We start from the raw sequence: 15586 nt of genomic DNA, 5'->3' as shown, positions 1-15586 counted from the left end.
GAAATATTTTTTGAATTAAATTTAGATATGTGTTTTGGTGTAGCTTTTCCTGTAGAATTAGGTAGTTTTCTAAATTATATATAGCTTACTTTCATTTTTGTCTTGACACAAAACATTTGAAATTAAAAGGAGAAGTCACAGTGTGGCTTAGGTAAAATAATTACAAACAGTATAGACTTATTTATATATCAATACTTTTTTCTTGATAAAAAAGTATTCAAAAAATCAAGACTGTAAATCATTTTCGCTGAAAAACCTCTTGATTACGGGAATGAATTAAATCATTCGCTATCGCTCACTAAATCATTCTTATCCTTCAGCAAGTGTTTTTTCTTTACGCGAATGATTTAAAGGTCGGTTTTTAATACTGAAAAATTTATCGACACATCTGAATGAAAAACTAGAGATTATATAATTACGATGCGATTCTGAAACGAGTTCAGAATGACGAAATGGAAATGGATATATATAAAGTTGTAATACGATTTAAGAAGTTTTTTGCATGAATATAGCTTCAAGTATTATTATTAATTAAAGAAACATATGTTCATTTTTTTCGTCAAAAAAACGAACCAAAAAAGACATTGCTAAAATCTTCGACTAAAACTAAATTGATTTCGAAGAATGAATTAAATCATTCGCTATCGCTCAGTAATTCATTCTTATCCTTCATCAAGTGATTTTTCTTTACGCGAATGATTTATATGTCGGTTTTTATTAATAAAAGATTAGTTGATTATTACTATGCGATTCTGAAACGAGTTCAGAATGACGAAATGGAGATAAATATGTAAAGTAAAAATGGAAGTGATAGCTGGAATTGATTATTTTGTAATGGATGCTTCTTTAAAAAGCAGACGTTACGAAATACTTTGGTGAACGGACTCGGGAAACTGAGTTGCTTCGCAACTCATAATTAAAATTCTATATTTGTAATACATTCTATAAGTAACTAATCAAATCTTTCACGCCTTCTGTTGCTGATTTTTTGATATGGACAATCTTTGAACTGATCGAAAGTTCATTCGGATCAATACAAATAATTTGAGCATCGAATTTTACATAATCTAAAAGAGATGCGGCAGGATAAACTTGAAGTGAAGTTCCGATAACCACAAAGATGTCTGCTTGTAAAGTAAGATCTATTGCATGATCCATTTTAGGAACGGATTCGCCAAACCAAACTATATGCGGGCGAAGCTGACCACCGTCTTTTGCTAAATCACCAAGGTAAATATTTTCTGTACAATCGTAAGTTACCTCATCGTTGCGCACACTTCTAACTTTATTTAGCTCGCCATGTAAATGAATAATTTTTGACGAACCAGCACGTTCGTGTAAATTATCGACATTTTGGGTGATGATTGTAACATCAAATTGATTTTCTAATTCTGCTAAGAAATAATGCGCTGCGTTGGGCTCTACATTTTTTAATTGAGAACGGCGAATATTATAAAAATCTAAAACTAATTGAGGATTTGAATGCCAACCTTCGATTGAGGCTACTTTCATAATATCGTGATTTTCCCATAAACCATTTGAATCTCTAAAAGTAGAAATACCACTTTCAGCACTAATACCAGCACCTGTAAGTACTACAATTTTCTTCATAAGAATATTTATAGATTAAATATATTTTAAATAAAATAAAAAACCTCAGCTAATTTCTTAACTGAGGCTTTTTTCTCTACTAAAACTTAAGTACCATGAAAACTCAACTAACTTATATTAAAGACTAGTACTTGATTATACATAAACAAAAGCTGTACCAAATTCTATATCATCTCGATAAATTAAAAAAAAAGCAGTCACAATGACTGCTTACAATAATTATCACAAATAATATTTCTTAATATTATTAAAAAGTATATTTGTTTTCAGCGATTAATAAATCAGCTATTTCAGTTTTTAAATTCACAATGTTTGGATATTCGTTGTAACGTGTAAATCTTCTTAAACCTGATAACATCATACGTTGTTCATCTCCTTCAGTGAATGAAATAATTCCACGAGTTGCTTCAGTCTTAACAATCTCTACCGATTTGAATAATTGTAATTTTACTAATTTTTCTGCATTTACAACTGAGTCAGCACCTTTAGTATTTGCTAATTTCTCTGCACGTAACATTGCTGATTCAACCATGTAAACCTCTTGCATGATACGAGAAGCAGCCAAAATTAGTTGTTGATGTTCCTCTAAATTAGCTCCGAATTTTTGTAAAGCCGCACCTGCAACCATAAAGAACACTTTCTTTAAGTTTGCGATGATTTCTTTTTCTTGAGCAAATAATTCTGAATAATCAGGAATATCGAAAGATGGAATTGACATTAATTCGTCTGCAATTCCCATTGCTGGAGTCATCAAATCTAGCTTACCTTGGAATGCACGTTTTACTAACATCGACACACATAATAAGGAGTTGATTTCGTTTGTTCCTTCGTAAATTCTAGAAATACGAGCATCTCTCCAAGCACCTTCCATAGGCATTTCTTTAGAATATCCCATACCTCCATAAATTTGGATTCCTTGATCCGAAGCAACTTGAGCAGCTTCAGAAATCCAAACTTTTAAGATAGAAGCTTCAATTGCGTATTCTTCAATACCTTTTAATTCAGCTTCATTATGAGCCATTCCTTTCGCTATATTATCTGCAATTGCATCTTCAACATCTTTTGCAGCGCGGTAAGCACCCGCTTCAGAAGTGAATGTAGCAACAGCCATATCCGCTAACTTTTCTTTAATCGCACCAAACGTATTGATAGAAACACCAAATTGTTTTCTTTCTAAAGCGTATTGTAAAGAATTATCTAACACACGACGCTGAGCATCTAAACAAGCAGCACCTAATTTGATACGACCTACGTTTAAAGCATTCATCGCAATTTTAAACCCTCCGTTTCTTTCTCCTAACATGTTCTCGACAGGAACACGAACTTCATTTAAAAATACTTGACGAGTAGATGACGAAACAATACCTAATTTATCCTCTTCTTCCCCTAAAGTAAATCCTTCTCCTGCTTTATCTTTCTCTATGATGAAACCTGTAATATTTTTATCATCATCGATGCGAGCAAAAACAATGAATATATCAGCGAAACCTGCATTAGTAATCCACATTTTTTGACCTGTGATGATATATTCTTTCCCATCTTCAGATAAGCGAGCTTTTGTTTTTCCTGAATTAGCATCTGATCCAGCTTCTGGTTCAGTTAAACAATAAGAAGCGAAAACCTCACCTGAAGCTAATTTTGGTAAATATTTTTGCTTTTGCTCTTCCGTACCATATAAAGTAATTGGCATCGTTCCAATCCCTGTATGCGCACCAAAAGCTGTTGCTAAAGAACCAGTAGCTCCAGAAATGTAATCACAAACCAACATTGTTGTAACGAATCCCATTCCCATTCCGCCGTATTCTTCCGGAACAGAGATTCCTAACAATCCTAATTCACCAATTTTACGCATCAACTCTTCGATTAATGCATAATCTTTTTTCTCAATTTTATGTTTATTTGGAACTACTTCTTTATCGATAAACTCTTTCGCAGATTCTAAAATCATACGTTGTTCTTCTGATAAATCTTCGTAAGTAAATATATCATTGTATGAAGCGTCTTTTATTAAATATTGACCTCCAATTAATCTGTTTGGATTTGTAGACATTATAATAGTTTTTTTTGGGTTTTGAAAATATTTTGATAAAAGTGAGACCGACTCGGTTTTGAAGCTCATCAGTCTCACACCGCATTATTTTATTTTAAATATTCGAAAACAGAAGCAGCACCTTGACCAGTTCCGACACACATCGTTACCATACCGTATTTTGCTTTACGCGCTTCCATTTCGTGTAATAATTGAACAGTTAATTTTGTTCCCGAACATCCAAGTGGGTGACCTAATGCAATCGCACCACCACTAACGTTCACTTTTGATACATCCATCTCTAATTCGCGCATAATGGCAACGGATTGAGAAGCGAACGCTTCATTTAATTCGAATAAATCGATATCTTGTAATTGTAATCCAGCTTGCTCTAATGCTTTTGGAATCGCATATAAAGGCCCCATTCCCATGATACGTGGCGCTAAACCTACAGTAGCATAAGAAACTAAGCGAGCAACTGGCTCTAAACCTAACTCTTTTACCATATCCTCAGACATTACCATTACGAAAGCAGCACCGTCTGACATTTGAGATGAATTACCTGCTGTAACTGAACCTCCATTTGCGAAAACTGGACGTAATTTTGCTAAACCTTCTAATGAAGTATCTGCACGTGGTCCTTCGTCTTGTTTGAAGATTGTTTTTTTCGTTTGTATTTTCTCATTCGCATCTAAGAAATTATATTCTACCTCAACCGGAACAATTTGAGAATCAAATTTTCCTTCAGCCAATGCTTTTAACGCTTTTTGATGCGAATTAAACGCAAACTGATCTTGTTCTTCACGAGAAACTTTAAATTCGTTTGCAACTGCTTCAGCTGTTAATCCCATACCCCAATAATAATCCGGATGATCTTTTGCCATATCCGTTTCTGGAATTGGCTTGTAACCTCCCATTGGAATATACGACATTGACTCAGCTCCACCCGCAATGATACATTCTGCCATTCCAGTTCTAATTTTAGCCGCTGCTAATGCAATTGCTTCAGAACCTGATGCACAATAACGATTTACTGTAACTCCTGGTACTTTATCTGTGCTTAATCCCATTAACGAGATTAAACGTGCCATATTCAAACCTTGTTCTGCTTCTGGCATTGCACATCCTACGATTAAATCGTCGATACGTGCTGGATCTAATGTTGGATAATCCTCCATTAATCGTTTAAGAACAGTCGCCGCTAATTCGTCTGGACGAGTAAAACGTAAAGTTCCTTTTGGTGCTTTACCTACTGCTGTTCTATATCCTGTAACAATATATGCTTGTTTCATTTTTTTTGAATTTAGTTTTTAGTAATTAGTCCTTAGTAATTAGTTTTTGTTGTAATGCGAAATTCATTTTTTGAATCTCAATAATTTTATTTTTTAGATGTAGAAATTCATCCTCTGAACAAAATTTCAACTTAAACGAAATTTCTAATTGTGTTAGTAATTCATAACTTGAACCATGAGAAATCGCTAAAAATTGTTTGAATTCTTTTTTCGAATTCCTTCCTGCTCCTTCAGCAATGTTAGATGCAATTGAAACCGATGCTCTTCTCATTTGATTAATCAATCCAAATTTTTCAATTTCAGGAAAGTGAGTCGTTAAACTGTAAATTTGTACAGATAACTCAACAGCCTTATTCCAAACTTTTAAATCATTTAGATTATTCATCTTCCTCTAATTACTATTTACTAACATCTAACTACTATTTTTAGTTACGTAATGGTTTACCTGTTTTTAACATGTGTTGGATACGCTCTAACGTTTTACGTTCACCACATAATGATAAGAACACTTCTCTTTCTAAGTCTAATAAGTATTGTTCTGATACTTCTGTCGCTTCAGATAAGTTTCCACCTGTCATTACATATCCTAATTTATTCGCAATTAAACGATCGTGGTCTGAAGCGTAACGCCCAGCTACTAATTGATCTGTTCCTACATAGAACATCCCTTGCGCTTCGCGACCCAATACTTTCACTTTTTGTTTGATTGGACGTGTATATCCAGCTTCAGCCATAATGATTGCATGTTTCTTTGCTTCTGCGATTTGACGATCTTTATCCACTACGATAATGTCTTGATCACGAATAATTCCCATGTTTTTCGCTTCGTAAGCAGAAGTAGCCACTTTTGCCATTGCGATGTTCATGAAAGCATCTCTTAAGTGATTTGTTTTAACGTCATCTGCTATAACATTTTTAGCAGCTCGTAAAGCAAACTCTTTCGATCCACCTCCTCCAGGAATCAAACCAACACCAACTTCAACTAATCCGATGTAAGTTTCACCAGCTGCAACTACTTTATCTGCATGCATTGTCATTTCACATCCACCACCTAAAGTCATTCCGTGAGGAGCAACTACTACAGGAATATCAGAATAACGAACACGCATCATCGTATCTTGGAACATTTTGATTGCCATATTTAAATCCCACCAATCTTGTTCGGCAGCCATCATCATAATCATTGCTAAATTTGCTCCGACAGAGAAATTATCTGCTTGATTACCGATTACTAAACCTCTGTGGTCTTTTTCAGCTAAATCAATTGCTTTGTTGATTCCTTGTAAAACTCCACCTCCTAAAGAATTCATTTTTGAACGGAATTCTAAATTGATGATTCCATCTCCTAAATCTTGAATAGAAGCTTCTTTGTTCGACCAAATTTCATTCGTTTTACGGATATTATCTAAAATAATAAATGCATCTTGACCTGGAATTGGTTCGAACTGTTTTGAATTTTGGTTGTAGTATAATTTTTTACCCCCTTCAACTTTATAAAAAGAATCTGCTCCAGTTGCAGCTAATTCTTTTACCCATTCTGAAACTTGATATCCTTCTGATTCTACTAACTCAATTCCTTTAGTTAAACCAACATAATCCCATGTTTCGAAAGGACCATATTTCCAAGCATAACCTGTACGAATTGCGTCGTCGATTGGATAGAATACATCTGTAATTTCTGGAACACGTTGAGAAACATAAGCAAATAATGATGCAAAATGTTTACGAATTAAATCTCCGTGTTTTCCATCAGCTTTTAATAAAGCGGCTAATTTATTTTTTGTAGAACCTGCTTGTTTTGCTGTTTCAACTGCAGCAACTTTTGCACGTTCCATCGGACGATATTCTAAAGTATCTAAGTTTAAAGCAAATCGATTTGTGTTTCCTTCTTTATCTACTTCTTTGTAATAGAATCCTTTTTTTGTTTTATCTCCTAAGAATTTATTTTCAATCAAGAAATCTAAGAATTTAGACTCTTTTAAATCTTGAATCATTTGGTCTCCCGTCGTATTTTGTTGTAAGCCTTTCGTAACATTATACGCCGTATCTAAACCAACTAAATCTCCTAATTTGAATGTTCCAGTTTTAGGTCGACCTAAAATAGACCCTGTTAATGTATCTGCTTCTTCGATTGTAAGACCTAACTCTTGCGTTAGCTCCATTACTTTTGCCATCGAATAAACCCCAACTCTATTTCCGATGAATCCTGGAGTATCTTTACATAAAACAGCTGTTTTTCCTAAGAATAAACCTGCGTAATTCATAAAGAAATCTAAAACAGATTGATCCGTTTTTGGACCAGGAATTACTTCAAATAATTTTAAGTAACGTGGAGGATTAAAGAAGTGTGTTCCACAGAAATGTTTTTGGAAATCTTCTGATCTTCCTTCCGACATCATATGAATTGGAATACCAGATGTATTAGATGTTACCAATGTTCCTGGTTTGCGTAAAGCATCCACCTTTTCGAACATAGCTTGTTTAATATCTAAACGTTCAATAATTACTTCGATGACCCAATCCGAGTTTTTAATTTTCTCTAAATCATCATCAAAGTTACCGACAGTTATACGTGAAGCAAAAGCTTTGTCGTAAATTGGGGAAGGATTGCTTTTAAGTGCTGCATCTAGATGAGATTGAGCCGTTCTGTTACGAACAACTTTACTTTCTAAAGTCAACCCTTTCGCTTGCTCTTGTGGCGTAAGCTCGCGAGGCACCATATCTAACATCAAGACTTCTACACCGATATTTGCAAAATGACATGCAATACCAGATCCCATAACCCCTGATCCTAATACAGTAACATGTTTAATGTGTCTTCTCATAATTATTTTTTGAATATTTTACGATCAGATATTAATTGATTAATCTTTACCATTACTTCAAAAAATATCTTCATCTTTTCTGGTTCTATATTTTCATTAATTGCATTATTAAATTGTAATACGAATCTTTTAGAAGTATCCCTCATTTTCAACCCTTCATTAGTTAATGTTATTAAAACACTTCTACCGTCTTCTGGATTTGGTTTACGTACTATAAATTTTCTGTCTTCAAGATTTTTCAAAGTTCTTGATAAACTTGTAGGCTCAATACCCATTTTAGGCCCTAACGAAGTACTTGGCGTACCTGTTTTGGGATCGATAGACAATAATGTAAAGGCATATACCATAGTCGAGTCATACTCGCTTGCTTGTTCATTATACATTTTTTGTACGGCCAACCATGTTGATCGCAATAAATAGTCAATCGTTAAATCGTCTCTTAACATATCACTCAGTGTATATATAACAAATATAGATTATTTTTTACTATGCAAGCATAATAAAAAATATTTTTTTTTGAATTTCTATATTTTAAGCATATATATTTTAAAAATAACACTTTAAAACACTATTAATCATATTCATTATTATCATTCAAATTAAAATTTAATCATTATTTATAACAAAAACAGTATAGTGTATATGTACACCATTAAATAGATTTTATCATCAATAACTGAATCTACATTATAAATATTAAGTATTAAATTAAACAAAGCTAAGAACTACATTCGTATAAGATTTCAAATCAAATATTTTAAGAATCAAAATATTATGAGTACAACTACAACTCACTCAAAAGTAACTTATGCATCGCTGCTAATTACATTCGGTATTATTTTCGGAGATATCGGAACTAGTCCACTTTATGTAATGAAAGCAATCATAGGAAACGAAAGATTAATTACTGAAGATATTGTCTACGGTGGTGTATCGTGTATATTTTGGACACTATTTTTTCAAACCACGATAAAATATATTTGGCTAACCTTACAAGCTGACAATAATGGTGAAGGTGGAATAATTTCACTTTACTCATTAATTAATAAAAAAGGTAAAAAATTAATTATTCCAACAATTATTGGTGCAGCTATGCTTTTTGCAGATGGTATTATAACACCACCAGTTTCTGTTACATCAGCCGTTGAAGGGTTAAGGTTTATAAAAGGATTAGAAGAAATACCAATCATTCCGATAGTTCTTACCATTATCACCATACTATTTTTAGTTCAGCGATCTGGAACATCTAAAGTTGGGAAAATATTTGGCCCTATGATGTTTATTTGGTTTACTTTTTTAATGGGAATTGGTATTTATATGTTGACAAAGTACCCAGAAATCATTAAAAGTTTAAATCCATATTATGCTTACAATTTATTAGTTAACTATCCAGAAGGATTTTGGTTACTTGGTGCAGTATTTTTATGTACTACAGGAGCTGAAGCATTATACTCTGACTTAGGACATTGCGGGAAAAATAATATTCGAATCAGTTGGATTTACGTAAAGATTGCATTAATCATCAATTACCTTGGACAAGCTGCTTGGTTGATGCATTCGGGTCAAGAATATCTAAATGGTAAAAATCCATTTTTTGCCATGTTACCAGAATTCTTATTAATTCCAGGAATCATTATATCAACATGCGCTGCCATTATCGCTTCACAAGCGTTAATAACAGGTTCTTTCACTTTGGTTAATGAAGCTATCAATATTGGACTTTGGCCACGAACAATGGTTATACAACCCAACGAAGAAAAAAGTCAAATTTATATTCCAACAATCAATGTATTACTTTGGGCGGGATGTGTTTTTGTCGTGCTTTATTTCCAAAGTTCAGAACATATGGAGGCCGCTTATGGACTAGCCATCACTGTAACTATGTTAATGACTACGTTTCTGTTGGCCTACTATTTATATTTATACAATAAACTTCCTAAAGTTGCGATTGCAATTATCATTACAATATTTACAATTATAGAAATATCATTCTTTACAGCTAATATTTTAAAATTTCATGAAGGTGGTTACGTTGCACTTTCAATTAGTTTAATATTTATTGTATTGATGTATTGTAATTATTATGGTAAAATCCTAAACGAGAGAAACCTAGAATTTGTAAATTTTAATAATTATAAAAGTATTTTATCTGAATTGAGCGAGGATAAAAGTGTGAATAAATATTCTACTTTGTTATTCTATTTCACTAAATCAACAAAGAAAAATAAGATTGAGAAGAACATCATTAATTCTATATTAGCTAAACGACCAAAACGCGCCGATATGTATTGGTTTGTAAATGTAGAAAGAACTAATCAGCCTTATACGTTAGCGTATGAATTAATTGAAATTGAAGAAAAGAAAATCTATAAAATTATCTTTAAAATTGGATTCAGAGTTCAACCAAAAACTGAATTATACATCAAAAGAATCATTAGCGATTTGTATCAATCGGGAGAATTAGAATTAAAATATCTTCAACCGACCTTAAAAAGATATAATTCTGAACCGGATATGAAATTTATTTTATTACAAAAATTCCCTTCAATAGAAAGTCATTTCACATTAAAAGAAGCTACAATTTTAAAGGTTTATGGTTTAATTAAAAAGGTTGAATATAATATTTCTAAAAGTTTTGGTTTAGAAAAAAATGACGTAATTATTGAACAAGTACCACTATATCTACATTCTAAAAATAAAATTGATTTACAACGTATTAAATAATATTTTAAAAATAGAAAATTAAGCTACGCTTAAAATTGAAGAAAAAAGAAATTAAACACGAACCTCTATAAAAAGCTGAAGCCTTGGACAAAGTCCAAGGCTCAACCTAATTAACACTAATATGAATTAACACTAAAAACTTATGAAGTAAAATAATGTTCACTTTATTTAAGATGCGATCTAAGCATCCAAGCAGTTTTTTGATGTTGTTCTAACAATCCAACTAAATAGTCTGAAGTAGATACATCGTTTAAATCTTCAATTTCATTGATAGATTCGTTTAAGAAAGCAATAATAATTTCGTAATCGTTTAATAATTCTCTCATGAAAGATAAACTATCATACTTTTCGATTTTGTTTTCTTTTAAGTGAGTTAACTGCAAATACTCACTTATTGTTGCAGGCGCATAAACATCTTTTGTTCTGATTTTTTCTGCAACCTCATCAATTACTAACTGCAACTCGTTATATTGTGTTTCAAAATACACGTGCGCAGTTTGAAAATCTGGACCTTCTACATTCCAGTGAGCATTACGTGTTTTTAAATATAATATTGTTTCGTCAGCTAATAATTGTTTTAAAATATTCGCTATTTTATTTATTTGATCCTCTGTTAAAAATTTCATGATATAGCAAAGTTTAGATTCTAATTTGTTTCTTTTTCTGATACAAATATAAAACAATACTATTTCAAATCAATAGATTTTATAAATTAAAAATTAATTGAATAATAAATAAAATTTATAGAACGACTCTTTTAAATAAAACCTTTTATTTGGTATTATTACAAGGCAAAGTTAACGCAGAATCTCATATTTAAATTAAATAATTAGTTAAATAATCTTTAAAATTCTGTTATTTAGCATTTGTATTCATGATTACTCAATAAACATGCCACAATAAATTGATTTATAACAATATATAAATCATCAATTTTAAAACTAACTAAAAAACTTTTCTGAAATTCATCTATTTCACAAAGATATTTTTCCGTATATACCTTATACAGCGAAAATATTAAATAAATTTTAAGAAAAATTAAGGTCTTAAAATGAGTAAAACCTAATTATATTGCTTTAGAGTTCGTTTACTAAAAACTTCCCTGTTACGCTCTTTTTGTTTTTTGCAATTTCCTCTGGAGTACCTTCTGCTACAACTTTACCACCATTTCTTCCACCTTCAGGACCTATATCAATCACATGATCGCCCAATTTTACAACATCCAAATTATGTTCAATTATGATCACAGTATTTCCAAACTCTACAATAGTCTCAATAACATTCATCAAAATTCTAATATCTTCAAAGTGTAATCCCGTCGTCGGTTCATCTAAAATATAGATTGTTTTACCCGTTTGCTTTTTAGATAATTCTGTAGCTAATTTTACACGTTGTGCTTCACCTCCACTCAAAGTAGTTGATTGTTGCCCCAATGTGATATATCCTAAACCAACATCTTGTAACATTTTAACAACACGATAAATCTTTGGAATTGGTTCAAAAAATTCTACCGCTTCGTTTACTGTCATATCCAAAACATCAGCAATAGATTTTCCTTTATATCTAATTTCTAAAGTTTCTCGATTAAAACGTTTTCCATTACAAGTTTCACAATTTACATGAATATCAGGTAAAAAATTCATTTCAATTACTCGCAAACCTGCACCTTGACATGTTTCGCAACGACCACCTTTTACATTAAAAGAAAAACGACCAGGTTTATACCCGCGAATTTTAGCTTCTGGAAGATTGGTAAATAACGTACGAATATCAGAGAAAATACCTGTATAAGTTGCAGGATTAGAACGTGGTGTACGCCCAATTGGAGATTGATCAACTTCAATCACTTTATCCAAATGTTCTAAACCTTCAATCTTTTTATAAGGCATTGGTTCTTTTTCAGCTCTGAAGAAATGTTGGTTTAAAATTCGGTAAAGCGTTTCGTTAATCAATGTTGATTTCCCAGAACCAGAAACTCCAGATACAACCGTTAATGTACCTAAAGGAATTGAAATGTCTACATTTCTTAAATTATTTCCTGTAGCTCCTTTTAATTTCAAAAATTCACCATTTCCTTTTCGGCGTTCAGTCGGAACTTCTATATTTTTTTTCTTATTTAAATATTGTGATGTTAATGTATCTGATTTTAACATTTCTGTTGGTGTACCTTCCCAAACGATTTGACCACCATTTCTACCAGCTTTTGGACCAACATCAATTACGTGATCTGCTTCTAAAATCATGTCTTTATCATGCTCTACAACCAAGACAGAATTTCCTATATCACGTAACTTTTTTAATGAATCTATCAACTTTACATTATCACGTTGATGAAGACCAATACTTGGCTCATCCATAATATAAAGTACATTAACCAACTGAGAACCGATTTGTGTTGCTAAACGTATACGCTGCGCCTCGCCTCCTGACAAAGTTTTAGAAGATCGATTTAACGATAAATATTCTAAACCTACATCTAACAAAAACGTTAATCTAGTCGAAATCTCTTTTAAAATCTCAAAACCGATTTGTTGTTGCGTAGAACTTAAAGTATTTGGAACATTATCAATCCAATCATAAAGAGTTTTTAAATCTAAATTTGCTACTTCTCCTATGTGTTTCTCGTCTATACGAAAATGTAAACTTTCGTTATTTAAACGAAAACCATAACAAGATGGACACTCGATTTTTCTTGATAATAATTTTGAAATCGCATTAGAATTTGAATTCGTTTTATCATCAATTATATCTTGTAAATAAGGCAACAAACCTTCAAAATCTATTTTATATGTTTTTTTAACGGATGCAAACTTTAAATCTACATTTAATGTTTCTACCAAACCATGTAAAATATCGTGAAGTAGTTCTTTTGATAGATCTTTTAATTTTGTTTTTTGATCCGTATTATGTTTAACAAAAATCGCCTCTAATTGCTTTTCAACTCTTGACGTATTTTTTATTATTTCAAAAATTTCTTCCAGATTATCATTCAAAGATTTTTTATGATCTGAAAATAATTTATCCATATTCACCTCTTTTAACTCCCCTAAACCAGCACAAGTAGAACATGCACCTTTTGGTGAATTAAACGAAAATGTATTTGGTTCTGGCAATGCATAAGAAGAACCTGTTGTTGGACACATCAAGTTTTTTGAATAAAATTTTGCTTCTCCGGTTTCGTAATTCAGAATCATGATGATTCCGTTACCTTGATGCATTGCTTGTGTAATTGAAGATTGTAAACGTTCGTCAGATATTTTATCGTTTAACTTTAATTTATCAATTATCAATTCAATATCATGGGTCTTGTAACGATCTAGCGTCATTCCAGGAGAAATCTCTCGTACTTCTCCATTAATGCGCATTTCTAAAAATCCTTTACGAGAATATTGAGCAAAAAGTTCCCTGTAATGTCCTTTACGAGATCGTACTAAAGGCGCTAATATTGCAATTTTTTGATCATCAAAATTTGTGCGGATCAGATTTATAATTTGATCTTCCGTATAAGAAACCATCGGTTCGTTTGTTGCTGTTGAATAAGCAGTTGAAACACGCGCAAAAAGTAAACGAAGAAAATCGTAGATTTCTGTAATTGTACCAACAGTTGAACGTGGATTTTTTGAAGTCGTTTTTTGCTCGATGGCAATAACCGGAGATAATCCATCGATTTTATCAACATCTGGACGCTCTAAACCTCCAAGAAATTGACGAGCATAAGCTGAAAAAGTTTCGATGTAACGACGTTGCCCTTCAGCATAAATCGTATCAAACGCTAATGAAGATTTACCACTTCCACTTAAACCAGTAATAACTACTAATTCGTTACGAGGAATTTTAACATCAATATTTTTTAGATTGTGTTCTCGTGCTCCGTAAACTTCAATAAAATCTTTATCCATTGCAATTTTTTGATAAGTTGCAAAATTACAATAAAAAAGCCACATTTCTGTGGCTTTAAAGACGTTAAAATATCTTAATTTGTTTTGATTGGAATATAAATTCGTGTTTTTAATTGTAACGAATCCGTTTCTTTTGGATCATTTAAAAACACTTCTAATTCTCTATCATCTAAATTTATTTTTTTACTTTTTGCATAATCTTTCATTAATTGAATGGTATGCTTTCTTTTGCTACGAGAACCTTGATGCAGAGTTAATAAATATTCACCCTCAGGCACAATTACTCTTTGCATTCCTTTTTGAAAATTGATTCCTTCTATATAATTTATCCCAGCAAATAAAGTTTTTCTATTTTTTTCTAAATCATTTTGAGTTGTATAGACTGTTGGAAATCCTAAATCAAAATCGTAAGTATTTTCTTCATTAACTAATGATTCGTAAATGGTTTCAAAAGCTTCATCAGTTTTGTCCATTGCATCCTTATCATCTAAAGTTGAAGTTTTCTTAATCGCCATTAATACTTGACGATTTAATTTTACTAACCTAAATTCACCGTAATTTAATTTTCCTTCCTTACGCTCTTTATCCAACCTAACTTTTACCATCTCGTTGAAATTTTCTATAGATTGTTCAACTTTAGTCAAAGGAGATTTAAAAAATAAAAAATATCTATAAAAATACGGAACATCTTGACTTACATAATGTATATTTAAAAGTGTATTTCCTGATGCTTTCTGTTCAAACTCAATCTTTAGATTATCTTTTTCTTCCCAACCTTGGTACTGTAAAACATATTCTATCGATTTATTCATTTCGAAATCATCTATAATAATCTTCCCATTTCCAATATCAGATTTTGTACTTTTCCATTCAGTGAATTCTTTTTCAGCTTCTTCGTTACTAAATGATTTTACAACTGTTGAATCTTGTCCAGTAAATTGTTCCCATTTAGAAAATTTTCTCAAATCCAAAAACTCATCGTAAACTAATCCTATAGGAGCTTCAATTTCATAAGTTAATTTTTCATCTACTTTTTTTGACAAGAAAAATGGAAAAAGAACAAATAATAAAACCAATCCGATTAAAAATATATTTATTTGTTTCATTACTGTATAATAAGTTACAAATTTACCATTTCGCTATATATTTTATCCTCTTGATTAAAATTATTTCATTAAAAATCATTATTTTTATGTACAAAGAAAT

At 31.6% G+C, this 15586-nt stretch carries 10 protein-coding genes; 1 reads left to right on the top strand and 9 read right to left on the bottom strand.

Annotation, left to right across the window (positions count from 1 at the left end; genetic code table 11):
- Positions 1-942: 942 nt before the first annotated feature.
- The 6 genes from J9309_RS07815 to J9309_RS07790 all read right to left on the bottom strand — a co-directional run bounded on the left by J9309_RS07815 (position 943) and on the right by J9309_RS07790 (position 8203).
- Positions 943-1611: an SIR2 family NAD-dependent protein deacylase gene (locus J9309_RS07815; protein WP_230475342.1), complete on the bottom strand. Its 669-nt coding sequence runs from the start codon at positions 1609-1611 to the stop codon at positions 943-945.
- Positions 1612-1858: 247 nt separating this feature from the next.
- The gene (locus J9309_RS07810) at positions 1859-3661 is read right to left on the bottom strand and encodes an acyl-CoA dehydrogenase family protein (RefSeq protein WP_230475341.1); all 1803 of its coding nucleotides are present in this window, start codon (positions 3659-3661) and stop codon (positions 1859-1861) included.
- A gap of 89 nt (positions 3662-3750) precedes the next feature.
- Positions 3751-4932, bottom strand: a complete 1182-nt coding sequence (locus tag J9309_RS07805; protein ID WP_230475340.1) for an acetyl-CoA C-acyltransferase — start codon at positions 4930-4932, stop codon at positions 3751-3753.
- 25 nt (positions 4933-4957) lie between these two features.
- The gene (locus tag J9309_RS07800; protein WP_230475339.1) at positions 4958-5317 is read right to left on the bottom strand and encodes a four helix bundle protein; all 360 of its coding nucleotides are present in this window, start codon (positions 5315-5317) and stop codon (positions 4958-4960) included.
- Positions 5318-5357: 40 nt separating this feature from the next.
- The gene (locus tag J9309_RS07795) at positions 5358-7757 is read right to left on the bottom strand and encodes a 3-hydroxyacyl-CoA dehydrogenase/enoyl-CoA hydratase family protein (protein WP_230475338.1); all 2400 of its coding nucleotides are present in this window, start codon (positions 7755-7757) and stop codon (positions 5358-5360) included.
- Between the two features lie 2 nt (positions 7758-7759).
- Positions 7760-8203 (bottom strand): MarR family winged helix-turn-helix transcriptional regulator, encoded by a 444-nt coding sequence (locus tag J9309_RS07790; RefSeq protein WP_230475337.1) that lies wholly within the window; start codon positions 8201-8203, stop codon positions 7760-7762.
- Positions 8204-8531: 328 nt separating this feature from the next.
- Between J9309_RS07790 and J9309_RS07785 the strand changes: the two genes are divergently transcribed.
- Entirely contained in the window at positions 8532-10481 is a 1950-nt protein-coding gene (locus J9309_RS07785; protein ID WP_230475336.1) for a KUP/HAK/KT family potassium transporter, read from the top strand.
- A gap of 164 nt (positions 10482-10645) precedes the next feature.
- On the opposite strand, the gene J9309_RS07780 is transcribed toward J9309_RS07785, so the two are convergent.
- The 3 genes from J9309_RS07780 to J9309_RS07770 all read right to left on the bottom strand — a co-directional run bounded on the left by J9309_RS07780 (position 10646) and on the right by J9309_RS07770 (position 15486).
- Entirely contained in the window at positions 10646-11107 is a 462-nt protein-coding gene (locus J9309_RS07780; protein WP_230475335.1) for a Dps family protein, read from the bottom strand.
- A 450-nt stretch (positions 11108-11557) separates the two neighbouring features.
- Positions 11558-14380 (bottom strand): excinuclease ABC subunit UvrA, encoded by a 2823-nt coding sequence (gene uvrA, locus J9309_RS07775; RefSeq protein ID WP_230475334.1) that lies wholly within the window; start codon positions 14378-14380, stop codon positions 11558-11560.
- A gap of 74 nt (positions 14381-14454) precedes the next feature.
- Complete coding sequence (locus tag J9309_RS07770) at positions 14455-15486, bottom strand: GyrI-like domain-containing protein (protein ID WP_230475333.1); 1032 nt, start codon at positions 15484-15486, stop codon at positions 14455-14457.
- Between the last annotated feature and the right edge of the window lie 100 nt (positions 15487-15586).

The sequence above is a fragment of the Faecalibacter bovis genome (assembly GCF_017948305.1).
GTDB lineage: Bacteria > Bacteroidota > Bacteroidia > Flavobacteriales > Weeksellaceae > Empedobacter > Empedobacter bovis.
This window is presented reverse-complemented; position numbering and strand designations above follow the sequence as displayed.